This is a genomic window from Candidatus Krumholzibacteriia bacterium, assembly GCA_035649275.1.
In the GTDB taxonomy this organism is placed as follows: Bacteria; Krumholzibacteriota; Krumholzibacteriia.
In genome coordinates this window covers 1-26,166 of sequence record DASRJW010000027.1, presented here as the reverse complement: position 1 = coordinate 26,166, position 26,166 = coordinate 1, and the positions used below count along the sequence as shown (strand labels likewise).

Sequence of the window (26,166 nt, the reverse complement as noted above, 5' to 3'; positions counted from 1 at the left end):
AAACGCCCAGTCAGCGTCTCGCCCTTCCGTCATGCGTTTCATTCGTCCCCATCTCCCCCGATCCGATCTTGCCGCCTACGTCCAGTCTATTCTTTTAGTTGCCTTTAGCAACTAAAAGTTGCGCTCCAGGAGGAGCGCCCTTGGTTGTAGCCGATCTGCCCAGGGTCCTCGTAGGAGCTGGCGATCAGATCCGCAGGACCGGGGCCATCCACGTGTCCCGCGCCCGCGACGCATTGGCCCAGGAGTGCACCACGGTGATCTGGATCAGTCCGGCGCGCCAGCCAATGCGGCCGTTTCCTGGGGCGGCGGAGAGTTGCCTTCCAGCGTCAGCGGCCGGTCGTGGTCCAGGAACGCAATGCAGACGCGGAAGAAATCAGCGGCATTCGTCACCCGCCGGATGGTATGGAGGAATGTCCCGGTCGACTCCACGCCGAGGCCGATGTAGTTCATGTGCTTCTTGATCCGCTGCACCCGCGCCGCCTCGGGCACCCCCGGCGGACAGACGCCGTCGTACAGCGCCCGCACGTAGGCGAGCACGTCGCGGCCGCGTGGCTGGAACGGCGTTTCACCGCGACCGTGCTGTCGGATCTGCGCGAAGATCCACGGGTTGCGAATCGCGCCGCGACCGATCATGAGCCCCCGCGCCCCGCTTTGCGCCAGCACCGCAGCTGCCTTCACGACCGAGTCCACGTTGCCGTTGGCGAGCACCGGGCAGCGCAGCATCTCCACCGCTTGCGCGACGCAGTCGTAGCGTACCGCGCCCTGGTACATCTCCTTCACGGTGCGCGCATGCACGGTCACGAGGTCGAGCGCGTGGCGGCCGAGAATGCGGAGCAGGTGCTCGAATCCCTCCGGCGAGTCGAAGCCGAGACGTGTCTTGACCGTGAGCTTGATCTGCACCGCGTCGCGCAGTGCGCCGAGGATGGCGTCCACACGCTCCGGCTCGCGCAGCAAGCCGCCGCCGGCGCACTTGCGGTACACGACCGGTGCCGGGCAGCCGAGGTTGAGATCGATCGCCGCCACCGGCAACCGCTGCAGCTCCCGCGCCGTGCGCACGAGTTCCTGGATGTCGTTGCCGATCATCTGTGCGATGACCGGCCGTCCGGTGGGGTTCGCCTCGATGGCCGCGACGATCTTGGGCTCGAGACGCGAGGCGCTGTGGACGCGGAAGTACTCGGTGTAATAGACATCGGCGCCGCCATAGGCCGTCAGCAATCGCCAGAACGCCAGGTCGGTCACATCTTGCATGGGGGCGAGTGCCAGGAGCGGCGTCGACTTGTGGAGCAGGGTATCGAGCTGCGCTTGCGGACTCATGGTGCGAGCCTAGCGGAGTCGGGGGCTGCTCGGCAACGGTCCTGTGCATTGCCGGTTCGTGGCGGTGCACCTCCGCAAAGAATCCCCCATCAAACCTGAATCACGGCCGCGCTGAGAAGTGGCCGGCTGACCATGCGCCAGTTGCCACTGGCCGCTGCATTTCGTGAACTTACTCGCACTGTTGCACATGGCTGACAAGCTTCCAGCGTTGTTGCCCTTCGCCAACCGGCCCATCCAGGTGATCCTTCAGGCCACGATCGCGGCCGACTACCAAGGCCGGGTCTTCACCCTGATGGGAAGTCTCGCAGGCGCCACAGCGCCGTTCGGGCTCCTCCTGGCCGCTCCCATCGCCGAGATGGTCGGCGTGCGCTCGTGGTACGTGACGGGCGGACTGGTCTGCCTCTCGATGGGAATCGCGGGCTTCTTCGTGCCGTCACTGATGCGGATCGAGGAGCCGCCCGAGGGAGCCACGGAGGAAGCGGCGTCCCTGACATGGTGAAGGGCCTTGATCGGTGCTGCACGGTCGGCATCGATCCCCTCCTCTCGGCTCGGGCAACTTTCTTGCAGGCCCATGTGTGGCGGTCCCGGTCCGCGCTTTCCGAGAGGGCAGGGTTCGAGTCCATGATTGCCTCTCGTTTCTCGCACGCCCCATCACGGGTCGTTTCAGCGTGAGCAGCGGCTTTGCCCTCAGTGCCCCTAGCTTCGGATTGTGAGGAGGATGCCATGGAGGTCGTACGGTCCGCCGGTTCGCGACGCTGGAAGCTGTGGGTGCGGCGGGTCCTCGCCGTGGTCCAGCTGGCGCCGCCCATGGCGCTGGCGTTCTACTCGCTCACCGAGCCATGGGCGCGCGCCCGCGTCGTCCTCATCGTGGGAATCTCTCGCAGTCCTGGAGCCATGCTCCTCGTGCTGCTGAGTCTGCTGGCGACACTCGCTGCCGCGGTTGCTGTCGCAGGCCGCAGACGGACCACTCTCCTGTCGCCCCTTGTGCACCTCGGCACGGGGGCGCTCATGTGCACCGTGTCATTCTTGGCCTACCGCATGATCGAGCAGTCCGCCGTGCGCGCCTTGGGCTTCATTCCCCTGGGCTCGGTGGGCCCCGGGCCTGGACTGAAGCACTTCTTCATCGCCGCACTCATGGTGGCCGGGCTCGGTCTCGTCGAGCTCACGCTCGTCTTGCTGCAGCGACACCGGCGCTCACGCCGGGCTGGTCAACCATCAGAGGACATCCTCAGCGCGAGGGCGATACAGCCGCGCCCAGACGCCCTCCCCGCACCTTCGTACGACGGCGAAGCGGTGCCGGCCGGCGATTTGCCTGTCGCGAGCCGATCTACGTAGGAGGACGACCTTTCCTGGGGGCGAGGCCCTGCCTCGATGCGAAGAGTGCCGGATACTCGCAGGGCCCGTCAGCCGCCCCAGGAGGCGTACAGGCGCAGCTCCGGGCTGCGCTGGTTCACGTCGGGATAGCGGGCGTAGTCGCGCCGGCTGTTGTAGAGCAGGAACTCGGCGCCGGCGCCGAAGAAGCTCCGCACCGGTACGAGGAACTTCACGTGGGTGAAATTGGTGTAGCTCTCGACCTCGTTGCCGTTGACGCTGTGCACGAGGTTCGAGGCATGGCCCAGGGTCAGGATGTCCCGCCCCTTGTGGGCGAAGACCGCCTCGAACTCGAAGCCGAGCCCCGGGCCGTAGTCGTACTGTCGGCCCGAGATGTTGAAGTGATCGGACTTGGTGGCGCCGAGGAGGATGGCGTTCACGTTCAGCAGGGCCCGGGTCTCGATCCCTTCGCGGCCGGTGAAGCGGGTCAGATAGCTGGCGCCGATGCTCTGTCCCCCGTACACGTAAGACTCGTTGTCGAGATACTCGAAGTGCTGGTAAGCAGCCAGGACGTGCTTGGCCTTCGGGCTCTCGCTCACGGTGAGCGCCCCCAGGATGCCGCTGATCTCGATGCGGCCGATCCCATGCGGCTTGTTGTCGAAATTGAGCTGCATGCCGAAGTCGAAATGATCGAACGGCTTCATGGGGCGATCGGCGAAGGGACTGCCGTAGCTGGCGTCGAAGCTCACGAACAGTTTCGACGTGCTCCGTTCCCACAGCCTCTCGTCCCCGATGGTGCGGCTGCCGAAGCGGAAGCTCCCGCCCAGATGCTCTGGGATGCGGTCGGGCGGGTTGGCGTGCACCTCGAAGGCTTCTCCCGTGAGCAGACGGTTGACGCCGCGCGTCGGGCTGACGGCGAAGCCGCCGATCTCGTGCCAGACGCGCCCCTTCGTCGCCGTGTTGTCCAGCACCATGGTCGACAGCCGGTACAGGGCCTCGCCGAAGGCGATGCCGCCGACCGCGGTGTTGATCCAGTCGTTCACTGAGGGATGGTGGTTCTCGCCGGTGTATTCCCACAGCCAGGCGCCGGCGAAGGAGAAGGCGCTGGATTGGTAGAAATCGTAGTGGTTCGAGCGCGCCGCGCCGTAGTACATGCCGCCCTGGTAGGGATGTCTGAAATTGTTGGCCGAGAAGGTGTTGTCGTCCCACTCGAAGCCGGCCTTGAGGTTCTCGTGGATGGACTCCAGGCTGACCTTGAACCCCTCCGCACCCTCCGTGAAAAAGGCGCGACCGAAGGTGGTCATCACCAGGTTGAAACCTTCGATCTCCGCCAGCGTTCGCAGCAAGCGCCAGTTCTGCCCGTAGGAGTCCGGCGACCGGAGCGTAGCCCCCGGGCCGCCTTCTTGAGCCGCAGCGGCCCCGAGCGGCGCCGACGCCCCGAAGGGCGAGGCGGCCCCGAGCGGCGCCCGCGGCAGGAGCAGGTCTTCGGCCGCGGTCTGGGCCTGGGTCGCGGGGGCGGCCAGAGCGAGCCAGAGCGCCCAGGTCACGATGGGAGCGACACCCCTTCGTCGCCACCGAACGATGGGACCAGCACGCAGCCGCGCCCGCAGCACGCCGGTGCCGTCACCCACTCGCGCCTGCCTCGCTGTTTTGCGCTGCCTCTGCATCACTTTCCCGCCTCGAGCGGCTGCCGCCGCGTGAATACCGGCTCGCCCTCCTGCGGCGGCGCGCGTACCTCAGTACAACGACACTCCCAAGACCACGAGCGGATCGATCTCGGTTGTCGCCGTGGTGGAATACTCCGAAAACACGGTGCTCAGACCCGCACCGCCGAAGACGCTGGTCCTCTCGCTCAGGCGCCATTCGCCGAGGGCGCGAGCTTGCAGCGCGTAGTGCAGGCGATCGTTTTCCGCCGGATCGTCGCTCGGCTGCGGCATGACGTGCACGAAGCCGAGATCCGTGTCCAAGGACCAGCGGCGCCACAGGCCGAAGCCGTAACCGTAGTTCCAAGTGAGGAAGGCCGTGTCCCCGCGCTCTTCTTGCACATCGCCGACACCGAGGGTGAACATGGAGTAGAAGCCCAGGAGCGAGGTGCGCACGCCGGTGTTGATCGCCGCCAGGTTGCTGGCGAAGCTCACCCAGTCGGCACCGCCGTTGTTCGCCACGCTCACCAGTCCGAGGGCGAAGACGTCGTTTTTCCGCGCCACATTGACTGCTCCCAGCTGCGCAGCGTGCGCGGTCCCGGCCACGTTCAGCAGGGCGATCTGGGCGCCGTGGATGGTATGCGCGTAGTCGAACAAACCTGCCTGCAGTCCCCTGGCCTCTTCCTGCACGTAGTTGATCCCGCCCGAGGCCTGCAGCCCGCGGAACGAACCGGAGACGATGTTGACGATGGAGGCGATCTGGGCGTAACGCGCATCGGCGTTCGCCAGGTTGTACATCGAGGTGAGCTGCACTCCCACGAAGTCCTTCTCCGCATAGTTGAACAGGCTGGCGTATTGGAAGCCGCGGAACATCCCGCGGCCGTAGTTGACCAGGCCGGAGAGCTGCACGCCTCGAGCATCGCCGCCGCCGTAGTGGAGGAGCCCGGTGACCGAGGCACCCCGGAACTCTCCTCCGTTCACCGTGGCGACGCCGGTGACCTGGAAACCGCTCATCTCGCCGTGAATGCGTCCGACCACACCGCTCAGGTCCACGCCGTGGATGGCTCCGACGCGGCCATAGAGGATGCCGAGTCGGAAGTGGGTCTCCACCATGGGGTCCCGGTTGGTGCTGAGGGGGTAGAAGAAGGAGAAGTTGACCGGGTGTTGCGCTGGCTCGGCGTGGCTCGTGCCCGCGCTGCAGAGTGCACCAGCGAGGAGGAGCGCCGGAAGCGCGTGCGTCGTACCCAGTGTCCGGCAACGCCAGCGCCGCGCCGCCACGGCCGGCGGCTGGAAATCCCTCGACTGTGCGCGCGCCAGCACTAGTTCGTGACCTGCCCGCGTTCCCGCTCCGAATCCGACTCTGGCTGCATGCGGACGGGAGAATCTAGCACGAGGTGCCACCGCAGAGCTTGCGCCAACTTGCCGTCACCCGTAGAGTGGTTGCGCCCGACCCGGGAAGGTCGGTGTCGATTCTCCGGAGCCGGCCGTGCGTCCGATCACCGCCCTCAGTTCGACCTGGACGATTCTCGCCCTTCTCGCCTGGGCACCGGCGGCGAGCGCCATGCGCTTTCAGGAACGTCCCACCTGGATGGTGGGTGTGGGCTGGGGTTTCGGCCGGGGGTTCTTCGACGACGCCGAGTTAGGCGAGCACGTCTACCGCAGTGGCTCCGCGCCGCAGATCCATTTCGGCTGGAAGCCTTCCACTCGCTTCATGGTGGGAACCCACTACGAAGCCTGGATGATCGAGCTCGGCGAGGTTCCCATCAAGATCCGCCGCAGCTTGCAAAACCTCTCCTTGGGTCTCACCTGGTACCCGGGGAATCCCGTGGGACCGAGCGGGGGCATCTACTTGCGCGCCGGCGGCGGTCTCGGCTGGGCCGGAACCGCCGAGGTCCCGGTGGAGGAGGAAGAGGCTCAGACCCACGGGAAGCGCATCGACGAGTGGGGCGTGTCGGTCTTCGGGGACGCCGGCTACGAATTCTGGATCAGCGGCAACGCCACGATCTCCGCCGGCTTGAGCCTGAACTACCTCGACATCGGCGAGAGCATCGTCGATGCGGGGTTGTTCGCCGGCGGCTTACTCGGTCTCACGTTGTATTTCTGAAAGACGCCGATGCGCCGTTTCTTGAGACTGGTTCTGGCGCTGTTCTTCAGCCAGATGCTCCTTTTCCTCGTCGGCCTTTTCGCCCTCGGTAGCCTCTTGCGCCCCACCGCTCCGGCGCTCGAATCCGGAACCATGTTGCGGGTGCACCTGAGCGGCGAGATCATCGAGTACCCCACGCTGCCCTCGATTCCCTTCCTGCACCGGGAGCCGCTGTCGCAGAACGACATCCTGGAGTGCTTGCAGGCCGCTGCCGACGACGACCGCATCGGCTCCGTGCTGGTCGAAATCGACGAGCCCGACATCGGCTGGGGGAAGGCCACGGAGCTGCACCAGGCCATCCTTCGCTTCCGCGAGTCCGGCAAGCCCGTGGTGGCGCACGGGCCGGTTCTCGGCGAGGTGGGCCTGCTGGTGGGTTCGGCCTGCGATTCGATCTACATGCCTCCCACGGGACGGGTGTTCCTGAACGGACTCGGGGTGGGGCCGATGTACTTCAAGGGCACCCTGGACAAGCTTGCCATCCGCCCCAACGTGAGCCGCATCGGCGCCTACAAGGACGCCGTCGAGCCGGAGATCCGGCGCAACATGTCCGCGGAAGCGCGGGAGCAGTACGAGTGGCTGCTGGACGATCTGTGGAGCGAATTCCTCGAGACCCTGGAGTCGCGGCGCAACCTGGGACGGGCCGACCTGGAGGAGGCGGTGGACCGAGGGATCCTGACGCCGGACGAGGCGATGGAGCTCGGGCTCCTCGACGGCGTGCGGCACCGGGAGGACGTGGTGCGCCAGTACGTACGGCGCTCCCTCGACACGCCGCTGCTGGACGTCGAAGACTACCGGCACGAGGCGCGTCACCGGCTGGCGGTGCACGGCAGCAAGGCCATCGCCGTGGTGCATGCCCGCGGCCTCATCTTGCGCGGCGCCAACGACTACGCCCCCACCTTCGGCGCCATCCTCGGGGCCAGCGAGGTCGTACGTGATCTGGAGGACGTCGCCGACGACAAGACCATCGAGGCCGTGGTGCTCCGCGTCGACAGCCCGGGCGGTGAGATCGTGGCCAGCGACATGATCAGCCACGCCGTCGAGCACGTGCGCCAGCGCAAGCCCATCGTCGTCTCCATGGTGGACGTGGCCGCGTCCGGCGGTTACATGATGTCCTTCCACGCCAACCGCATCGTGGCGCAGCCGACGACGATCACCGGCAGCATCGGCATGCTCATCGAGAAGTTCAACATGCGGGGCTTCTACGACAAGCTGGGCTTGAGCCGTGACTTCGTCACCCGCGGCTCCTTCCCCTTCCTCTTCAGCGACTACCACGACTGGAGCGCTCAGGAGGAAAGCCTGATCGCGCGCCAGCAGTGGGGCGACTACGAGCGCTGGATTCAGGACATTGCCAAGAGCCGTAAGCTGGAAGCCAGCAAGGTGGACGACCTCGGGCGCGGGCGGGTGTGGACGGGGCAGCAGGCGCTGGAGCACGGCCTGCTCGACGAGCTGGGTGGACAGGAGCGCGCCGTCGAGCTGGCGCGGGAGCTGGCGGAGATCCCCGCCGGCACCAAGACCCGGCTCGTGCACTATCCGGAGGAACGCAGCTTCCTGGACCTGCTGCTGCAAGAGAGCGACGCGCTCTGGGCCAGCGCCCGCCAGCGCCTGGACGTTTCCCCGCGCCTGCCGCGGGGCACCCGCTGGAGCATCCTCGAGCTCGGCTTCCTGCCTTGACCCTGCTGGCGCCTGGCGGCGCCGGATCCTCCTCGGACGAGGCGAAACACGCCGCGAGCTGTCTCTTTCACGAAGCGGCGGCGCGTCCCGGCCGGTACCGGGACACGCCGCGCTCGGCGAAGGTTTCAGAAGGCATGCCGCGCGGCATGCATGGGATGGCGCAAGAGGGCGACGACACCGTGCTGCAGGTGCCGTTGCACCGGCAACGCCGAGACCTCGCCCCCGCTCGCCAGTACTTTGCTGATCAGCTCCGGGCGCACGTCCATGGTGCCCACGGTGCCACGACAGAACGGACAGGCGAGGGGCACGTTCGTGCCCAGGGCACCGCAGCTGCCACAACGCCAGCCCCGCGCTTCGTATTGTGCCGCCACAAACAGACGGCGAACGGCATGGGTGTTGGCGGCATGCAGGACCTCGTCGGTGCCGCGGGCGCCGCGCACCGGGGACAGGGCTTCCTCGATCTGGCGTTCGAGCTCGCGCTCGTGCCGCTCTTCCTCGCCCTGCACGAACCCTTCCAGGATGCGCTCGACGATGTCGCGCTCCTGCCCCTTCAGAGCCACCGGTAACCCGATGACGACGCGCTGCGCGATGCGATCTGGAAGGTGGGCGCGGAAGGCGCTGATCACCGGCTCGGGCCCGCCGAGAACCACCGGCACCCGGGGATCGCGATCGGAGAGATGGGTCAGCGCGACGGCGACCTCGCGCTGGTGGTGTTCGATCTGATCGTCCACATGACGTTGGAAACGCATGTGCGACCAGCCGCCTTGATGGTGCACGCGTGGCGAACTCTGGATCTCCGCCTGCGCGCGCACGGTTCCGGCGCCGATCTCCAGGATTCGCGCCGAGCGCGAATCGACCAGGCAAGCGAGCACGCGCTGGGCGTTCTCCTCGGCTCGCAAAGGTTCGAGGAACGGGCGGTCGGAAACGACGAGGGTATTGTCGAAAGACATCGGTGAGCCGACGGCCTGGAAGAACTTTTGGCGCGCGCAAGCGAACAGCGCCAGCCCCAGACTGCGGCGTTCGACACGGGCATGGATGACATCTTCGAGGTAGGCCAGAACGTGACGGCCGTCGGTTTCCAGCAGGGTGCGGTCCCGGGCGCTCGGCGCCTCACCCTGGGCCTGGCGCAGCCGCGAGCGCACGAAGACGCGCATGGCTTCGGAAGAGGCTTCGTTGTGTCCGACGTCGAGATACACGCTCAGGAAAGGATGGGTGGGCGAAACGGATTCCAACTCGCGCAGCTCACGCGTGAACGGCATCGGGTTCTCCCTCGGCTCGAGTGTGGCTCTTCCCCGCACGGGGGAACGGTGGAGCGAACGAGCTGGCGAAAGCTCGCGGGCGGCGGACGGGGCGCCGCGACGTCGATTGTCTGGAGCGTGCTGCGGCGAGTCGGAAGGGTCGAGGTGCTTGCCACCGGGCTGGGCGCAGGACACCTCGGGGGTCGTGGCACGTCCCCTCGAGAGCACGCTTGCTGGGGGTGGAGCATCAGCGTTCCTCGCCTCCGACTCTACACCTCGCCTCGGAAAGTGGAAAGAGGCGGTCCGGCGGGGGTGGGCGCTGGAGGCAGGTCGCAGGCGAGCCGAGGGGGCGAGCCGGGGCGAGGGCCGGCAGGTGGGCGGGGCGGGTCGAGGGTCCGGGTCTCGGGCGGCGTGGAGGTGCCGGCCTCGCCGCGCAGCATGGCACGGCACTCTCCACGGCCCGAAGCGAGGCGGCGGCGCAGCAAGTGTCAGCCGGAAAGTCTCAGCGCGGAGCCAACGACATCCGGTTCTTTGCCACGGCCGCCGCACACTGTGGGCGCGGCGACGACGCATCGCGCCTTAGAACCTCGAAAGCGCGGCGCTTCCATCCGGGGTCGAACGCGCTGGACGGACGCGGGCCGCGCGAACCAGGGTTCACGAATCGCGACGCGCTCACCTGCGACGCATCCACGTCCGTGCACCCGGAGGGATGGGGCGGGCCATTGAAGGCGCAGGGTCAGTGGGACGATCGGGCGGGAGCGCCGGGCGCCAGAGCCGCCGGAGGCGCCACAGGCGGTGGGATTACCGCCCGTTGTGTGTCCGCACGGTCTTCCCGCGTCCGTCTACCACGACCTCCCCGGTCAATCGTCTCGAGACGCGCCGGACGCCGTCGTCCTCCGCGTCGCGAGTCGAGCTCGGGAACCACAAGGCAAGCCACGTTCCTCACCAAGGCGAGCGCCGAACCTGATGCGCGCCGCAGGCAGCAATGGTGTGCTGTGCAACGAGTTGTCCGTGGCAGCAGGAAGAGCGACGTCGGCGCACCGGCAACGACACGGTGTCGCTGCTGGGAAAACGGGCGCGCCGGCAACACGAAGCGCGGGGGGGATCCCCCAGTGCGGTGCAATGCAGGCGAGACTCCGGTCGATGGCGTGCGGCGATGGAGTGGGGCGCCGCATCACGGCGCTCGCGGTGCCGCCGTACCTCATTTCATGGCGCCCCATGCGCCGCGTTGCACCTCACGATGGCTGCCATGCCACGTTGTCAGCCGGTGTCGCACGGTGCGCGGCACGAGCCAAGGAGATCGTGTGCGACGCCGGCGCGCGAACAATCACACAATCCCGTGCCCTTGACCGTCTCCCGGCGGCGCCGCTAGGATCCTCTCGATCCGCAGCCCCGCCTCTTCTTCCACTCGAGGCCGCATGCCGACACCCAAGGACATGGACGACCTGATCCGCCGGCTGCTGGTGGAGCTCGGGGAGGATCCGGAACGCGAGGGCCTGCGGCAGACACCGGCGCGGGTGGCGGAATCGTTGCGCTTCCTCACCCAGGGATACTCCCAGGACCTGGAGAAGGTCCTGAATGGCGCGGTGTTCCGCGAGAACTACAATGAGATGGTGCTCGTCCGCGACATCGATTTCTTCAGCCTCTGCGAGCACCACCTGCTGCCCTTCTACGGCAAGTGCCACGTCGCCTACGTGCCCGATGGCAAGCTGATCGGCTTGTCGAAGATCCCACGGGTGGTCGAGATCTTCGCGCGCCGGCTGCAGATGCAGGAGCGGCTCACGCAGCAGATCGCGGAGTGCCTGGAGGCCGCGCTGGAGCCCCGCGGCGTCGCCGTGGTCACCGAGGCCTACCATTTGTGCATGTCCATGCGTGGCGTGGAGAAGCAGAACGCCTGGGCCGTGGCGAGCGCCATGCGCGGGCTCTTCCTCAAGGACTACCGCACGCGCGAAGAGTTCGTCGGTCTCATCCACCGGCGGCCGACAACGTGAGCGCACCGAGGAGTGGAGTCGCATGCGCCTGGTGAGCTTCGGAGCCCGGGGCAGCGAGAGGCCCGGCCTCCTCCTGGACGACCGCGTCCTCGACCTGCGCGCTTGCGATCCCAGCTTGCCCGACAGCCTGCGGGGGATCCTGGCCACGCAGCGCCTGCGCGATGTGGAGCGCCTGCTCCGCCGGGGAGATTGCAGCGCCGCGCTGCTGCCCCTGGCCGGCACGCGCCTGGGTGCGCCGCTTCCCGATGCCTCCAAGATCGTCTGCATCGGGCTCAACTACGCCGACCATGCCACGGAGCAGAAGCGGCCCTTGCCGACCGCGCCGTTGCTCTTCGCCAAGGCGACGACGGCGCTCAGCGGCAGCGGCGATCCCATCGTCCTTCCGCCGGGAGAGAAAGTGGACCTGGAAGCGGAGCTCGCCTTCGTGATCGGCCGGACGGCGAAGCAGGTGCACGCCGAAGAAGCCGCGGGGTTCATCGCCGGTTACATGTGTTTCAACGACGTCTCTGGACGAGAGGCGCAGTTCTCCGACCGCCAGTGGTTCCGCGGCAAGAGCTACGACACTTTCGCCCCCTGCGGCCCCTGCCTGGTGACCACGGACGAGGTGCCGGACCCGCATGCGCTCGGCATCGCCTCGCGGGTCAACGGCCGCCTCATGCAGCAGAGCCGCACCGACCAGCTCGTCTTCCGCATCCCCCAGCTCCTCGAGTACATCACGCGCAGCATGACGCTTCTTCCCGGCGACATCGTCGCCACCGGCACGCCTGCCGGCGTCGGTGTCTTCCGCGACCCGCCGGTCTTCCTCCAGGATGGCGATCAGGTGACGGTCACCATCGACAGCATCGGTACCCTCTCCAACCCGGTGCGGTCCTAGGTCCCCGCGGTGATCCCCCGCGCTCCCACGGCTTGCCTTCCCACTTCCGCGCCGGCGTGCTTTCGGTTAGATAGTAGATGTATGCATGCTGCTCGCGCCCACACTCCTGGGGGCGCGACCCGCCCGAGACGGAGCCGCGCCCGCATGCGGCCGGAGCCCGTGCTGCCGGCAGTCGCGTCGACGGTCCGCGCCGCTCTCGCCGCGGCTCTCTTGTCCTGTCTCGGGCTCAGCCCCGGCTGCGGCCAGGGAGACTCGACGCTCGCGACCCTCGACCCCGACGCCGCTCCGCTCAAGCCGACCTACGACCAGGTGGCCGCCATCCTGGACCGAAGCTGCATCCCTTGCCATGGCGGTAGCAACGCCCAGACCACGCTCGCCTCGGTGGCGCCGGATTACTCGACCTGCGAGGGCGTTCAAGCCGATCTCGAAGGCCTGCGCCACACGGTTCTCGAGCGCGGCTCCATGCCGCCAGGTGCCTGGCCGCGCCTTTCCGAGGCGGAGAAACTCCTTCTCCAACGCTGGTTGGACCAGGGCGCCTGCGCGCCTTGCGGGACACCGTGTCCATGAGACGCAGCGGGAGCAGCAGGCGAAAGCCGCAGCGGGCGTGGTGCGCCGCTCTCGCTTCGAGCCCGGTGATCGCGTTCCTCGTCGCCCTGATCACGACTCCGGGGCAAGCGCTACCGCTCTACTCCGCCCGGGCCGGCCGCACCTGCGACAACTGCCATCTCACACCGAACGAGTGGGTGAACCCGAAGCTTTCGGCCCGCAAGTGCTCGCTCTCCTGCCGGGTCTGCCACGTCGATCCTTCGGGAGGCGGGATGCGCAACGCCGCCGGGCGTTTCTACGAGCGCGCCACCCTGCCGGCCATCGCCACCAGCCCACGTCCCACCGCGGATTGGGATCGGTCCTTCCTGGGTCTCATCGGGCGCCACGATCACGCCACGACCTACACGGACAGCCTGCCGCAGGGCCCGGCGACGGCAGCGGAGCGGTTCGAGGCTCGCTTCGCCCCGCATGATCTGTGGGGCTACGGCACGCCGCTTCTCGCCAGCTCGGAGTACGCACCGTTCCAGGGGCGGTACGGCGTCCTGCGCGCCGACCCGGCCTTCCGGATCGGCTGGGACTTGCGCCTCGCCACCTATATCGACCACAGCACCCTGGTCTTCCCCATGCAGGCCGATGTCAACGCGCTGGTGCATCCCATGGAGCACGTGAGCTTCCTCGCCAATGTCGGTGCGCGCGGTCAGAGCGGCGGCTTCCGCGACACCCGGCACGACCCGCACACCCCCTACTTCCGGGAGGCCTACCTCCTGCTCCACGAAGCCCTGCTGCAGACCTACGTCAAGGCCGGGCGCTTCGTGCCCGCTTTCGGCTTGCGTCTCGACGATCACACCGCCCAGCAGCGCCGGGCTTTCGAGCTCGACGCCTCGCTGCCGGAGATCCGCGTCACCGGCGTCGAGATCGGTTTGGCGCCGAACTATCCCTACGCCAGCGTCTCCTGGTTCGCCGGGGGTTCGCGATACGAGACGCCGGATTCCTGGGACATCTTCGACACCCCCGAAGGCCACGGTGCGGCTCTGAACCTGGGATGGCGCGATGTCGGATGGAGCCTCGGTGGCAGCCTCCTCGCCCGCCGCCGGCCGCTGCAGCAAGGCGGCGACGCCAGCAGCGGCGCCGTCTTCGCCAGCTTCAACCCCTGGACCTACTGGCGGGGCCTGCCGCTCACGCTGCAGGCGGAGTTCGACTACGGCACGCGCACCCGAGACAGCGGCCAGAAGACCCATCAGCTCGCCGTCTATCAGGAGATCGACTGGCTGGCGGGCAACGGCGTCAACTTCCTGCTAGCGCAGGACTGGTCCGATCCGGACGTCGAGGTGCAGGACGACCATGCTTGGCGGCTGACGGCGGGCCTGCAGCTCACGCCTTTTCCTGGTGTTGCCGTCGATTTCCGCACCCGAGTCCTCGTCCCGGCGGAGGAGCAGAGGGGCACCGACTTCCTCGTGCAGCTGCGCCTGTACAACTGAGGCTCAAACCTGCGACTCGGAGAAGATCTCGGCCTCGAAACGGCGAATGACGGCGCCGCGGCGCCAGGAATCCGGGGCGAGGCCCGCCTTGCGGCAAACCCCCTCGAGGAACTGCACCCGGTTCCAACCCATGTGCACAGCGACCTGAGGCAGTAGGATGCCGCGGAGGCCCTCACGTTCGATGAGGAGACCGTCGCGCCCCATCCGGATCTCCTGCACATCGTCCACGTCCGTCATGGGCCCGAGGACGGAGATCTCGATTTCGATCGCTTCCACTTCGTCGGCGGAGACCGGGTCGAAGCGCGGGTCGCGCGTCGCCGCCGCGGCAGCGTTCTCGATGACCGCTTCCGCCAGCGCCGCATGCGGCTCGAGCCAACCGATGCAACCGCGCAGCTTCCCGTCCTCGCGGCGGTGCAGGGTCACGAAGGCCGCCAGTGGCTGGCGGAGCGCCGCCGACCACTTCTCGCTCTCCATCTCGACGCGCTCGCCTGCGCCGGTGGCGTGCGCCATGCTCCGTCGCGCCAGATCGAGGAGCGCGCGCCGGTCCGCCGCGGAGAGACCGGGCGCGACCGCGGTGGCTTCGTCCTCGTAGTAGGCCAGCGCCGCGTAGCTCACCGTATGCGACCAGTCGCCGGTGATCTCGCCGGAGGTCGTGTACGAACGCAGCTCGCACTTCCATGCTGCTGGCTGGAGATGCAGAAGGACCCCGAGCGGACGGCGGCCGCAGATGGTGCTTCCGGTGCGCCCCAGGAAGTCTTGGAACTCGGCGAAGGAGCCGTGGCGGAGCGCGTCGATGGCGCGGTCGTCGTAGTCGCGGATCTGCTCCGGCACGCGCTCGGTGAAGGGAACGTAGCCGAAGGCGTCGCCGTAGTGCATGAAATCGGTGCTCACGACGAGCAGCGTGGCCGCGTCGAGGAGAGGCGCGATGGCGGCTCCGAGAGCGGCGTAGTCCTCCTCGTCGCGCATCTCCCCGATCAGCACGGGCACGAGCGTGGCTTGTGGCAGAAGGTGCTGCAAAAAAGGGAGCTGCATCTCGATGGCGTGTTCGGGGGCAAAGGGACGGGCGGAGCAAGTGACGTGTGGCTGCTCGGCGAGCTGCTCCACCGCGCCGAGATCCACCGGCATGCTGCCGAGAGGCGACTCGTAGTGCGAGGAGGGATCCACCGCCGCACCCCAGACGGCGGCGCGATGATTGGGCGCCAGGACCACGACGCGGCGCAGGGCGAACGAGGAAAGCGCCGCATACGCGGAGGCTGCTGTCGGCCCGGAGTAGCGCAAGCCCGCATGCGGCACGACGAGGGCGCGAGGGCGACGGCCCTGCGGCCACGGCGGTGCGGCCTGGAGCATCGAGGCGACGCTCCGAGCGAGGGCGCCGGAGTCTTCCGGGTACCAGCTGCCGGCAAGGGCTGCCGGCCGCGACGCGGCCGATTGGAAGTGCGGGTCCGACATAGGGCACTCCTCGTGGATCCGTGTCCAGTGCGGTCGTGCAGCCGAGACGGCTGGCGGATCGCACGGAGACGCGTCACGGTGCCCGCATCCCTTAGCGTAGTCCCAAGCGTAGTCCCAGCGCCTGGACATCGCAAGACCTCCCGCCCGGGCGGGTGCACACACGTCCGGACCATGGCATGTGCGTTGCTCTCCCTCTCCCGGGATTCACCGGGGAGTGACGATGCTGCGCCAGGTCGTACTGGGGTTCTTGCTCTGCGCCGCGCTGGCCGGAAACGCCAGCGCCCAGATCAGCGCTCTCGATCTCGAGGTCTCCGGAGCCTTTCTTTCCAAGTACATCTGGAATGGTTTCGATCGTATCCGCGGCCGCGGTCTGGACGATGGACCGGTGCTGCAGCCGCGGGTGAGCCTCGGCATGGGAGGCACGCCGCTCCACCTGGCCGTCGGCGGCTCCTTCGTGATGAACAACGACAGCGAGCTGCACGAGACCACCTACGGCGTCTACGTGCAGCGCTCCGCTTCCCCGCTCACCAAGGTCGGCATCGGTTACACCTACTATGATGACCGCGTGGCACCGCTCCTGGCCGTCCCCGACGCGGATGCCCACGAGATCTGGTTCGCGCTGGATTCGCACAACGTGGCCGGCGTGCGCACGGGTGTCGACGTGAAGTACGAGATCTCGGCGCGCGACGCCTACGATGCCTATTTCGTCAGTCAGGTCGATTTCGGCTACGTCTTACCGCTGGTGCCCACCTCCGCCGCCGGCGTGGGTCTCGATCTGGTGGGAACGACGCGCGTCCTCTACAACACGAAGATCGTGTCGCAGGGCGTGGAACGCGTGCCCAAGGGCTTCTCCGCCTGGCAAGTGGGGCTGGCGGCGGACTTTCGCGCTGCCCGCGTCATCGTCACCCCCTCCGTGGACTACCAGGTGACACTGGAAGAGGCCGTGAACGACGAAGATCCCCTCTGGGCGGGGATTTCGGTCCGCTACGACTTCTGAACGGTCCCGAGCAGCACTGCAGGAACCGCTGGCACTCGACCCCCCTCTCCGGCGCCGCTACGGAGCCAGACACCGTTACCTTCTGCAACACGAGCCGTCCTCGAGCCTCCCCGACCGGACTCCATGCAGCGTGGTTGATTTGGCGCCAGGCGCGAGGCGCGGGCGGGCCCTCTGCGCCCTCCGTCGCGCCCAACTATCTTTGCGGACGCGCCCCTCGGTCGATCGGCACGTTGCCCGCATCCAGCAGACACGGGGACCCTTGCGCGGGAATCCGGGCAGCGGGCCTTCCCCCCTTCCGCTGCGGCTTCTCGGCGCTAGCACCGCCTCGAACCGGCGGATATATTGATCCCCCTGCGCGCCGCCGTTTCCGGACGGCGCCGTGAGTGCACGAGAGGGGACGACATCATGCGACTCACACCGGCCGTCCTGCCTACCAAGCTCGCCTATTTCTCCATGGAAGTCGGGGTCGATCCGCGCATCCCGACCTACAGCGGCGGTCTCGGCGTTCTGGCCGGAGACACCTTGCGTCAAGCGGCAGACCTCCATGTCCCCATGGTCGGTGTCACCCTCCTGCAGCGTCGCGGCTACCTGCACCAGCGTCTCGATGCCGCGGGGAATCAATCGGAGAGCCCGGCCCTCTGGCGCCCGGAGGATCTCCTCGAGCTCCAATCCCCCCGCGTCTCGGTCACCATCGAGTCCCGCGAGGTGCAGATCCGCATCTGGTGTTACCGCGTGGAGGGCGTCACGGGGCACACGATCCCACTGTACTTCCTCGACACCGATCTGGAAGGGAACGATGCCTGGGATCGCAGCCTCACCGGCCAGCTGTACGGCGGCGACGAGCGCTATCGTCTCAGCCAGGAAGTGATTCTCGGCATCGGCGGGCTGGCGGCCCTGCGCGCTCTGGGGCACGGCCCGGATCTGCAGCACCACATGAACGAGGGACACTCCTCCCTCCTCGCCCTGGCCCTGCTCGAGCGGCAGCTGCGCAACCGTCCCCTCCGTCTCGCCACCGAAGCGGACGTGGAGGTCGTGCGCGCCCGCTGCATTTTCACCACCCACACTCCGGTGCCCGCTGGACACGACATGTTCCCCCTCGAACTGGTGCGCCTGATCCTGGGCAACGAGCGCACCGAGGCCTTGCAGCGCTGCGAATGCATCCTCGACGGCAAGCTCAACATGACCCACCTCGCCATGCGCTTCTCGCGCTACATCAACGGTGTCGCCATGCAGCACGGTGAAGTGTCGCGGAACATGTTCCAGTTCCCGATCAACGCCATCACCAACGGCGTGCACGCCATCACCTGGACCTCGCCGCCTGTCCGCGAACTCTTCGACCATCACATCCCCGCCTGGCGCCGTGACAACCTCTACCTGCGCTATGCCCTCAAGATCCCCCTGGAAGAGATCCGCGCCGCCCATGCGGAAGCCAAGGGGCGCCTCCTGGCAGAGATCGATCGGCGCGAGGGCCTGCGCCTCGATCCCGAGGTCTTCACCATCGGCTACGCCCGGCGAGCCACGGTGTACAAACGCGCCACCTTCATCGTGCAAGACCTCGAGCGGCTGCGCCGGTTGTCCAAGCAAGCCGGGCGCCTGCAGCTGGTCTTCGCCGGCAAGGCGCACCCCAACGACACGGACGGCAAGAATCTGATCCGCCAGCTCTTCACCGCCGCCGCCAGCCTGGGCACGGAGCTACGCCTCGTTTTCCTGGAGAACTACGAGATGGAGCTGGCGCTGAGCCTGGTCTCCGGCGTCGACCTGTGGCTCAACACACCGCGGCGCCCCCAGGAGGCCAGCGGCACCAGCGGCATGAAGGCGGCCCTGAACGGCGTCCCGAGCCTGAGCGTGCGCGATGGCTGGTGGGTGGAGGGCCATCAAGAAGGCGTGACCGGTTGGGACTTTGGTGATAGCTTCGAGCCGGATTCGCCAGCGGAGCTGGAGTCGCTCTACGACAAGCTGGAACAGGTGATCGTGCCGCTCTACTACCAGAAGCCCTTGGAGTACGCCATGGTGATGCGCAACGCCATCGCCTTGAACGGCTCCTTCTTCAACACCCAGCGCATGCTCTTGCAGTACCTCACCAACGCCTATTTTCCTCCGGAGGTCCCGAACCCGGCGCCGGCCTCCGCCCCGGTGCGCCACTGAGCACGACGCGGAAACCCGCAGGTGGTGCGTCTGGCAACCCGCTTGCCCTGGCGCGCCGCCACCGATTACCCTTACGGCTGGCGATGGTCGCCTGCCGAACGAACACCTGAGCCTCGAGGACGGCCATGACCAATACTCCTCGCCGCAATGTTTTCTTCCTGCTCGTCGCATTGCTCGCCCTGGCCGCCGGCCTGTTCGCGCACGACGCTGCGCGGGCCCGGCGCGGCGCCGTTGGCATCGCTCCACCCACCCAGGCTTCGACCTCGGCACCCGGCTCCACCGGAGCCGCCGGAATGGTCGTCGCCATCGACCCCGAAACCGGCGCGCTGACCGCGCCGACGCCCGAGCAGCTTCGTGAGCTCGGCGCCGCCGAGGTGGCCAAACCCGGCCGGTCCACCATCGAGACCTATCAGCGCCCCGATGGCACCGTCATCGGCATTCTCGACGAGAGCTTCCAGCACTACTCCGTGGTGCAAGTCGGAACGGACGGCAAGCTCCACTCGGTCTGCGCCCATGGCGAAGAGAAGTGCAGCAACGTCTTGCACAGCGGGCAAACGAACCGCGCCAACGGGCAGACGGGCCCTGACGCCGCACCCCCGGAGCAGTGACATGCGAGCCATCCCAACCACGAAACGCGAGCAGACCAGGCCGCGCGCGGGCCTCGCACTTCTCGTTCTCGCCTCCATTCTCGTCCTGATGGCCTCGGTGTTCCCGGTGGCCGCGGCGACGATCACCATCGTCAACACGGATGGCCTCAACGAGGGCTTCAACGATCCGACGCCTGCCGCTCCAGTCGGCGGCAATCCGGGTACGACCATTGGCCAGCAACGGCTGAACGTGTTCACCCATGCGGCGGGGATCTGGGGCGGCATCCTGCCCAGCAGCGTCACGATCCGCATCCAGGCCGCCTTCAATGCGCAGACATGCACGGCGACGAGTGCGGTGCTCGGCTCCGCCGGCACCATCCACGTCGCTCGCGACTTCCCGAATGCCCCCTTCACCGGCACCTGGTACCACATGGCACTGGCGAACAAGCTGGCCGGCGTGGACCTGGAACCCGGGGTCAACGACATCAACGCGACTTTCAACTCGAATATCAATGGCAGCCCGAGCTGCCTGGGCGGGCGGACCTGGTACTACGGCTTCGACGGCAACGAGGGCACCAACATCGAATTGCTGCCCGTGGTGCTGCACGAGATGGGCCATGGACTCGGGTTCAGCAGCATCACCGACGAGGTCACCGGAGCGTTCCTCAACGGTTTCCGGGACATCTGGTCCATTTTCATGTTCGACACCGACGTGGGCCTGCACTGGGACCAGATGACCAACCAGCAGCGCGCGGCCTCAGCGGTGAACTCGCTGGGGTTGGTCTGGGACGGGCCGGCGGTGAAGACCATGGCTCCGATCCTCCTCGGCCCGAGGCCGCAGATCGTGGTGAACGCACCGGTGAGCATCGCCGGCACCTACTTCGCCGGCGTCGCCTCCTTCGGCAGCCCGCTCACCCAGGGAGGGTTGACCGGGGACGTGGTGCTCGTTGCCGACAACACCGGCGTGTCGTCGACCGACGCCTGCGAGCCGGTGCAGAACGTCGTGGCGGGCAAGATCGCCCTCATCGATCGCGGCAACTGCACCTTCACCGTGAAAGCCTTGAACGCGCAGAACGCTGGGGCCATCGGTGTCATCGTCGCGGACAACGTGGTCGCCTCAGCCCCGCCGAGCATGGGGGGCTCCGACCCGAGCGTCACCATCAAGGTGGCCAGCCTCACGCAAGCCGACGGCAATACCATCAAGGGCCAGCTCGGAAATGGTGTCAATGCCACCTTGAGCCTCGATCCGAACCTACTGGCCGGGGCCAATGCGCAATACCAAGTCTTCCTGTACGCGCCGAACCCGCTGGAAAGCGGCTCTTCCGTCTCACACTATGACCGTTCCGCCTTGCCCGATTTGCTCATGGAGCCCGCCCTGTCGACCGCGCTTTCCAGCGGCGTGGACCTCACCCGCTACCACTTCGAGGACATCGGCTGGCTGCCGCGGACCACCGACGTGGCCGACTACGGCACCCGCGCCCGCTTCTGGGGTGGCGCGCCGAATCCCTTCGCCCTGGCGACCACGGTGCGCTTCGATCTCTCCCGCACCGAGCGCGTGGATCTGGTGATCTACGACGTGGCCGGCCGGCTCGTCCGTCGCCTCGCCTCGGGTCCCATGGATCCCGGTTCTTACACGGTGCTCTGGGACGGCACCGACGACCGCGGCCAGACGGTGGCGCCGGGCGTTTACTTCTCCGTCTTCGACGGCGCGGGCAAGCGCGAGACACAACGCCTCGTCCGCATCCGCTGACACTCGAGGGCTCGGCTGCCGCCACCGGGCGGCGCCGAGCCGCCTCCTTGCCTGCCTTGCCGCCGGATCTCGGCCTCCCAGGGACTGGACCGCCCGGCGTCCGGGTGCCACACTCCTGCGATGACGCAGGCGGAAGTCATCGAGATCGGCAACCTCGAGGTCAGGTATCTGCTCGATGGCGCGGACCAGGGAACTCTGGGAGTCTTCGAGCTGACGGTACCGCCGGGGTCGATGGTCCCTCCACCGCACAGCCATGCGCACAACGAAGAGTGCGTCTACGTCCTCGAGGGAACGTTGCGTTATTCGGTCGACAAGACGACGCGGGATCTCCGTCCTGGCGAGTGGATGCACACACCCAGGGGGTCGGTGCACGCCTTCAGCAATCCCCACGCGGAGAGCGCTCGCGCGCTCATCATCCTGACCCCCGATATCGGAGCGCAGTACTTCCGCGACGTCGCCAGCGTCGTCAACAACGGCGGGCCGCCGGACCGGATGAAGCTGCTCGCGGTCATGGCACGCTATGGGCTCACACTCGCTCCACCACCTGGCTGACTGCCATGGCCCAAGCAGCGACTTATACGCGGCAACCCTTCGTGGTCATCGAAAGCCGCGGCCCAGCCTGGGACGACTCGAAATCCATGGACGACCAGAAGGACTGGGCGTTGCATGCGGCCTTCATGGACACGCTCGTCACCGAGCGCTTCATCCTCCTCGGCGGGCCACTCGAGGGGACTCGGGACGTCGTGCTCGTCGTGCAGGCGGAAGACTGCGCGACCATCGAGCATCGTTTGGCAGCGGACCCCTGGATGCAGAATGGGCTCTTGATCGTCAAGGCATGCCACCCCTGGCGGATTCGTCTGGGGTTGCTGTTCTAAGGCCGGCATGAGCACCGACCGGAATCCACCACGAGTGCTGCGCCCGAGACGGTGGCTGCTCGCCCTGGTCATCGGGGTTGCCCTCCTGTTCATCGCGGGGGCGGTCTTCACGGTGTGGCACTCTGGATGGACACTCGTTTCCGTCACCTTCGTTGGCATGTCGATCCTCGCCTGCGCCGGCATCCTGGAAGTCGGCACCTCCCGGATCGTGCTTGCGGAGGGCAGCCTCGAGTTCGGTTCGCTCTGGTCTCGTCGGCGCTACACCGCGACGGACATCGTGTCGGTGACGTGGGAAGGAGGCGCCGGCGTCTTCCTCAAACTGGGGAACGGACGATGGGCGAAGCCACCCATGCTGGGATACAACTCGCAGAGCCTGACCAACAGTCTGCGCGCCTGGTTGAAGCGAAGCAGGCCCACGGAGTGAAGCCGGTGCCATATCGCCCTAGGACGGAGCCACGAGTGGAGCCACCACCTGCCTTCGACGCAACGATGGGAGTAGAGACATGCTCGCAAGACACCTGACTCCGATCCTGAACGTGTCGGACATGCACGAGAGCTTCGCTTGGTTCGAGAAACTCGGGTGGAGGAAGGGTTGGGACTGGGGGAGTCCGCCCACGTTCGGAGGTGTTTGTTCCGGTGAATGTGAGATCTTCCTGTGCCTGGGCGGCCAGGGCGGCCGTGGCAACGGCGGCGTCAAGATGACCTTCGGCCCCGAGGGCGACCAAACCGCCGACAAGGGCGTATGGATGTCGATCTGGGTAGACGATGTCGACGCCATCCACCGCCATTGCCAGGCGCAGGGGCTCGACATCGCCTGGCCGCCCACCGACATGCCGTGGGGCGTCCGGGAGATGCACTTGCGCCACCCCGACGGCCACGTCTTCAGAATCGGCCAGGAGATCGAGCACGAGGAATGAGCCGAAGGAGCCTTCGGGACCCGAAACCAAGTGAGGTCGCGAGCGGAGGGGCACGATGCTCGGCGCCATTACCGGTGACATCATTGGTTCCGTGCACGAGTACCTCGGCACGAAGACACGGGACTTCGAGCTGTTCCATCCTGATTGCACCTTCACGGACGACACCGTGTTGTCCGTCGCGGTGGCGGACTGCCTCCTGCATGGATCCGATTACACCGAGAAGTTCCACGAGTACTTTCACACTTACCCTGACGCGGGATACGGCCTTCGGTTCTTCGAATGGGCCGCCTCCCGGAGTACGCAGCCATACAACAGCTGGGGCAACGGCTCGGCGATGCGCGTTGCAGCAGTCGGCCACGCCAGGGAATCGCTGGAAGATGTCCTAGCAGAGGCGAAGCGGAGTGCCGAAGTCACTCACAACCATCCCGAAGGAGTGCGTGGGGCTCAGGCGACGGCGGCCGCCATCTTTCTGGCTCGCCAGGGGAAGACGAAGGACGCGATACGCGAACAAGTCGAGGAAATGTTCGGATATGACCTACGTCCAAGACTGGATGACATCCGACCCAGCTATGCTTTCGACGAATCCTGCCAAGGAACCGTGCCGCAGGCTTTGATCGCTTTCCTCGAATCGACCGATTATGAAAGTGCGATTCGAAACGCAATCTCGCTCGGAGGAGATGCCGACACGTTGGCGTGCATCGCCGGAGGCATCGCCGAAGCCTTCTATCGGGGGGTCCCCGCGCCGATCGCACAGCGCGCCATGGATCTCCTCGACGAGCGCCTGCGCCAGGTCACCTTGAAGTTTTGCGCGCGATTCGCGATCCCCGTGCCCTGACCTCGTGGAGGAGAACCATGAACGAGACCTGCGGGGACCAGCCCATCGTTGTGAACCGACGCTCCTGTGGAGGTACCTGTCATGAACGTCGCCGATGCGAAGGCGCTCCAGGCCTACAACCAGTGGGCGAACGGGCGCATCTTGGGGGCGGTCGCCGAGCTCGCTCCGGAGCAGCTGCGGCGCGCGGTGGCCACGAGCCACGGGTCCGTGTGGGGCACCCTGGTACACATCGTCCGTGCTGAGTGGCGCTGGCTCGGACGTTGGCAGCGCGCCTCCAGCCCGGGCCCTCTGGATCCAGAGAAGTGCGCCGATCTCCCCTCCCTTCGTGCCTTCTGGATGGAGCTGGAGAAGGCCCAGCGGCGGTTCGTCGAGCAATTGACCGACAGCGCCCTCGAAGAACCACTCAGCTACGAGAATCCACCGGGGGTCACCTGGACCTATCCATTGAGCGACATGGTGCGGCAAGTGGTGAACCATTCCACCTATCATCGCGGTCAAGTGACGACCTTGCTACGCCAGCTCGGAGGCACCCCGGTGGCGACGGACTGGTTGGTATTCCGGGATGAAACCGCTCCGACCCGCAGCTGACGCGTCTCCAAGGGAGAACCCGGGATGATCCGCGTCGTGTGGGCGTTCGTGGTCAGAGCGGACGCTATCGATCGTTTCGAGCAAGCATACGGCGCGAACGGCTCCTGGGCTCGCCTCTTCGAGCAGTACGCCGGCTACCGCGGGACCATGCTCTGTCGCGACGTTGCGAATCCGCGCCGCTACACCACCATCGACCTCTGGGAGTCGGTCGAGCAACGGACTGCGATGTTGGCGGCGAGCCGGCTCGTGTATGACGCACTGGATCGCGCCTGCGCCAGCCTGACCGAATCGGAAGACGAGATCGGCGTGTTCGAAGCGCTGTCCGGGCCTCCCGACCTGGAGGGAAAGCCATGACGTCCACGCTGACCCCAGCGACGGCGGCGCTCGCCAGTCCGACTTCCCGCATCGCCTCGATCGATCGGATCCGGGGCGCGGTCATGATCCTGATGGCGCTCGACCACGTGCGGGTGTATTCCGGCCTCCCCGCCGGCGGCCCCACGCCCGGCATCTTCTTCACCCGCTGGATCACCCACTTCTGCGCTCCGGCCTTCGTCTTTTTGGCCGGGACCAGCGCCTTCCTCTACGGCCGAAGACACGCCGACCTGTCCCGCTTTCTCCTCACGCGCGGCGCCTGGCTCGTTGTCCTCGAGCTCACGTTTCTCCGTCTCGCCTGGACGTTCAACTTCGATTTCAAGCACTACGAGATGGCCGGCGTCATCTGGGCCATCGGCTGGTGCATGATCTTGCTGGCCGGGCTGGCGAAACTTCCGCTCGCCGTGGTCGGGAGCATCGGCCTCGGCATCGTGGCGGGACACAACCTGACGGATCCTTTCATGGACAAACTCGTCCCGGCGCTCGGCGGCAGCAACCTCTCTGGTCTATGGAAGATCCTCTACCTGGGATTCTTCGCCGGACCGATCCAGCTGGGGACCAACGGCCCCACTCTGATCGTTCTCTACTCGATCATTCCCTGGGTTGGAGTCATGGCGACGGGGTATGCGTTCGGGAAGGTGCTGACACTGGAGCCCACAAGGCGGAACCGGATCTGCTTGCGGGTCGGCCTCGGAGCCATCGGGCTTTTCCTCGTGCTGCGGGGCTTCGATCTCTATGGCGATCCGCGCCCGTGGAGAGCAGCGACGCAAGAAGCGCAGGGATCACGAGCGATGCCGGCGCTCCTCGCCTTCCTGAACACCAACAAGTACCCGGCGTCGCTCGACTTCCTGCTGATGACGCTTGGCCCCATCATCGCGCTGATCCCGCTCCTGGAGCGCGCGCGCGGGTCTCTGGCTCGGTGGGTGACCGTCTTCGGCCGCGTCCCGTTCTTCTTCTACATGCTCCACATCCCGCTGATTCATGCCTTGGCGCTCGTCGTCTCGAAGATCCGGCTAGGGCAGGTGAGCCCCTGGCTCTTCACCAACCATCCGATGGGAAATCCTCCGGCGCCGGAGGGCTACACCTGGAGTCTCCCGCTCCTTTACCTGGTGTGGGTGGTGGCCATCGTGCTCCTCTATTTCGCCAGCCGCTGGTACGCCGGCTTCAAGGCCAGCAAGGAATACTGGTGGTTGAGTTATCTCTGAGCACGCCTCCCGTGCTCCAGAAGGCGGCAGCAGGACGGCTGACCCCACGGGAAGGAAGCATGAAGACGCTCGGAGCATGGCGGCCATGCTCCCGGTGGTGTCACGGCGCCACGTGCGCCCGGCGCGTGCTGACGCCGGCGCCGACGCGGCGCTCTTCGCGGGTGAGGAGAGGCTGGAGCGAGGGCGCCAGCACCTTGAAGGCCTGGAGGGCCAGGGAGCTGGTGAAGGAGTACTTGT

25 protein-coding genes are annotated in these 26,166 nt (G+C 66.9%); 20 read left to right on the top strand and 5 right to left on the bottom strand.

Annotated features, from left to right (window positions below; translation table 11 throughout):
- Positions 1 to 264: 264 nt before the first annotated feature.
- Positions 265 to 1,314, bottom strand: coding sequence for a tRNA-dihydrouridine synthase family protein (locus VFE28_02605; protein ID HZM14870.1), 1,050 nt, complete (start codon positions 1,312 to 1,314; stop codon positions 265 to 267).
- Positions 1,315 to 1,522: 208 nt separating this feature from the next.
- Here VFE28_02605 and VFE28_02600 point away from each other — a divergent pair, with 208 nt between their 5' ends.
- Both VFE28_02600 and VFE28_02595 read left to right on the top strand, forming a co-directional pair.
- Positions 1,523 to 1,813 carry a hypothetical protein gene (locus tag VFE28_02600; protein ID HZM14869.1) on the top strand — a complete coding sequence of 97 codons (291 nt, stop codon included), beginning with the start codon at positions 1,523 to 1,525 and terminating at the stop codon, positions 1,811 to 1,813.
- A gap of 224 nt (positions 1,814 to 2,037) precedes the next feature.
- Positions 2,038 to 2,649 (top strand): hypothetical protein, encoded by a 612-nt coding sequence (locus VFE28_02595; GenBank protein HZM14868.1) that lies wholly within the window; start codon positions 2,038 to 2,040, stop codon positions 2,647 to 2,649.
- A 68-nt stretch (positions 2,650 to 2,717) separates the two neighbouring features.
- Here the strand turns inward: VFE28_02595 and VFE28_02590 are convergent, their stop codons facing one another.
- On the bottom strand, positions 2,718 to 4,292 hold the full coding sequence (locus VFE28_02590) for a DUF3943 domain-containing protein (protein HZM14867.1): 1,575 nt from the start codon (positions 4,290 to 4,292) through the stop codon (positions 2,718 to 2,720).
- A 69-nt stretch (positions 4,293 to 4,361) separates the two neighbouring features.
- Complete coding sequence (locus tag VFE28_02585; protein HZM14866.1) at positions 4,362 to 5,588, bottom strand: hypothetical protein; 1,227 nt, start codon at positions 5,586 to 5,588, stop codon at positions 4,362 to 4,364.
- A gap of 166 nt (positions 5,589 to 5,754) precedes the next feature.
- Here VFE28_02585 and VFE28_02580 point away from each other — a divergent pair, with 166 nt between their 5' ends.
- Positions 5,755 to 6,372 (top strand): hypothetical protein, encoded by a 618-nt coding sequence (locus VFE28_02580; GenBank protein ID HZM14865.1) that lies wholly within the window; start codon positions 5,755 to 5,757, stop codon positions 6,370 to 6,372.
- A 9-nt stretch (positions 6,373 to 6,381) separates the two neighbouring features.
- On the top strand, positions 6,382 to 8,082 hold the full coding sequence (gene sppA / locus VFE28_02575) for a signal peptide peptidase SppA (protein HZM14864.1): 1,701 nt from the start codon (positions 6,382 to 6,384) through the stop codon (positions 8,080 to 8,082).
- 125 nt (positions 8,083 to 8,207) lie between these two features.
- On the opposite strand, the gene VFE28_02570 is transcribed toward sppA, so the two are convergent.
- The gene (locus tag VFE28_02570) at positions 8,208 to 9,341 is read right to left on the bottom strand and encodes a Vms1/Ankzf1 family peptidyl-tRNA hydrolase (protein ID HZM14863.1); all 1,134 of its coding nucleotides are present in this window, start codon (positions 9,339 to 9,341) and stop codon (positions 8,208 to 8,210) included.
- Between the two features lie 1,397 nt (positions 9,342 to 10,738).
- Here VFE28_02570 and folE point away from each other — a divergent pair.
- The 4 genes from folE to VFE28_02550 all read left to right on the top strand — a co-directional run bounded on the left by folE (position 10,739) and on the right by VFE28_02550 (position 14,209).
- Complete coding sequence (gene folE, locus VFE28_02565; protein HZM14862.1) at positions 10,739 to 11,311, top strand: GTP cyclohydrolase I FolE; 573 nt, start codon at positions 10,739 to 10,741, stop codon at positions 11,309 to 11,311.
- A gap of 22 nt (positions 11,312 to 11,333) precedes the next feature.
- Positions 11,334 to 12,185 (top strand): fumarylacetoacetate hydrolase family protein, encoded by an 852-nt coding sequence (locus VFE28_02560; GenBank protein ID HZM14861.1) that lies wholly within the window; start codon positions 11,334 to 11,336, stop codon positions 12,183 to 12,185.
- 144 nt (positions 12,186 to 12,329) lie between these two features.
- Entirely contained in the window at positions 12,330 to 12,752 is a 423-nt protein-coding gene (locus tag VFE28_02555) for a hypothetical protein (GenBank protein ID HZM14860.1), read from the top strand.
- 65 nt (positions 12,753 to 12,817) lie between these two features.
- A complete protein-coding gene (locus tag VFE28_02550; protein ID HZM14859.1) occupies positions 12,818 to 14,209 on the top strand; it encodes a hypothetical protein in 1,392 nt (463 codons plus the stop codon).
- 3 nt (positions 14,210 to 14,212) lie between these two features.
- On the opposite strand, the gene amrB is transcribed toward VFE28_02550, so the two are convergent.
- Complete coding sequence (gene amrB / locus VFE28_02545) at positions 14,213 to 15,658, bottom strand: AmmeMemoRadiSam system protein B (protein ID HZM14858.1); 1,446 nt, start codon at positions 15,656 to 15,658, stop codon at positions 14,213 to 14,215.
- 220 nt (positions 15,659 to 15,878) lie between these two features.
- Between amrB and VFE28_02540 the strand changes: the two genes are divergently transcribed.
- The 12 genes from VFE28_02540 (at position 15,879) to VFE28_02485 (ending at position 25,929) form a co-directional block, all read left to right on the top strand.
- Complete coding sequence (locus tag VFE28_02540; protein HZM14857.1) at positions 15,879 to 16,655, top strand: hypothetical protein; 777 nt, start codon at positions 15,879 to 15,881, stop codon at positions 16,653 to 16,655.
- A 405-nt stretch (positions 16,656 to 17,060) separates the two neighbouring features.
- A complete protein-coding gene (glgP, locus tag VFE28_02535; protein HZM14856.1) occupies positions 17,061 to 18,800 on the top strand; it encodes an alpha-glucan family phosphorylase in 1,740 nt (579 codons plus the stop codon).
- 125 nt (positions 18,801 to 18,925) lie between these two features.
- Complete coding sequence (locus tag VFE28_02530; GenBank protein HZM14855.1) at positions 18,926 to 19,408, top strand: hypothetical protein; 483 nt, start codon at positions 18,926 to 18,928, stop codon at positions 19,406 to 19,408.
- Between the two features lies 1 nt (position 19,409).
- Positions 19,410 to 21,137 (top strand): PA domain-containing protein, encoded by a 1,728-nt coding sequence (locus VFE28_02525; protein HZM14854.1) that lies wholly within the window; start codon positions 19,410 to 19,412, stop codon positions 21,135 to 21,137.
- Between the two features lie 120 nt (positions 21,138 to 21,257).
- Positions 21,258 to 21,689, top strand: coding sequence for a cupin domain-containing protein (locus VFE28_02520; protein ID HZM14853.1), 432 nt, complete (start codon positions 21,258 to 21,260; stop codon positions 21,687 to 21,689).
- A gap of 5 nt (positions 21,690 to 21,694) precedes the next feature.
- Positions 21,695 to 22,012 (top strand): hypothetical protein, encoded by a 318-nt coding sequence (locus tag VFE28_02515; GenBank protein ID HZM14852.1) that lies wholly within the window; start codon positions 21,695 to 21,697, stop codon positions 22,010 to 22,012.
- Between the two features lie 7 nt (positions 22,013 to 22,019).
- A complete protein-coding gene (locus tag VFE28_02510; protein ID HZM14851.1) occupies positions 22,020 to 22,436 on the top strand; it encodes a hypothetical protein in 417 nt (138 codons plus the stop codon).
- Between the two features lie 79 nt (positions 22,437 to 22,515).
- The gene (locus tag VFE28_02505; protein ID HZM14850.1) at positions 22,516 to 22,929 is read left to right on the top strand and encodes a bleomycin resistance family protein; all 414 of its coding nucleotides are present in this window, start codon (positions 22,516 to 22,518) and stop codon (positions 22,927 to 22,929) included.
- Positions 22,930 to 22,984: 55 nt separating this feature from the next.
- Positions 22,985 to 23,764, top strand: a complete 780-nt coding sequence (locus VFE28_02500; protein HZM14849.1) for an ADP-ribosylglycohydrolase family protein — start codon at positions 22,985 to 22,987, stop codon at positions 23,762 to 23,764.
- An 81-nt stretch (positions 23,765 to 23,845) separates the two neighbouring features.
- On the top strand, positions 23,846 to 24,352 hold the full coding sequence (locus VFE28_02495; GenBank protein ID HZM14848.1) for a DinB family protein: 507 nt from the start codon (positions 23,846 to 23,848) through the stop codon (positions 24,350 to 24,352).
- Positions 24,353 to 24,376: 24 nt separating this feature from the next.
- On the top strand, positions 24,377 to 24,706 hold the full coding sequence (locus VFE28_02490; GenBank protein ID HZM14847.1) for an antibiotic biosynthesis monooxygenase: 330 nt from the start codon (positions 24,377 to 24,379) through the stop codon (positions 24,704 to 24,706).
- On the top strand, positions 24,703 to 25,929 hold the full coding sequence (locus VFE28_02485) for a heparan-alpha-glucosaminide N-acetyltransferase domain-containing protein (protein ID HZM14846.1): 1,227 nt from the start codon (positions 24,703 to 24,705) through the stop codon (positions 25,927 to 25,929). The genes VFE28_02490 and VFE28_02485 overlap by 4 nt, the downstream gene beginning before the upstream one ends.
- Positions 25,930 to 26,166: the final 237 nt, after the last annotated feature.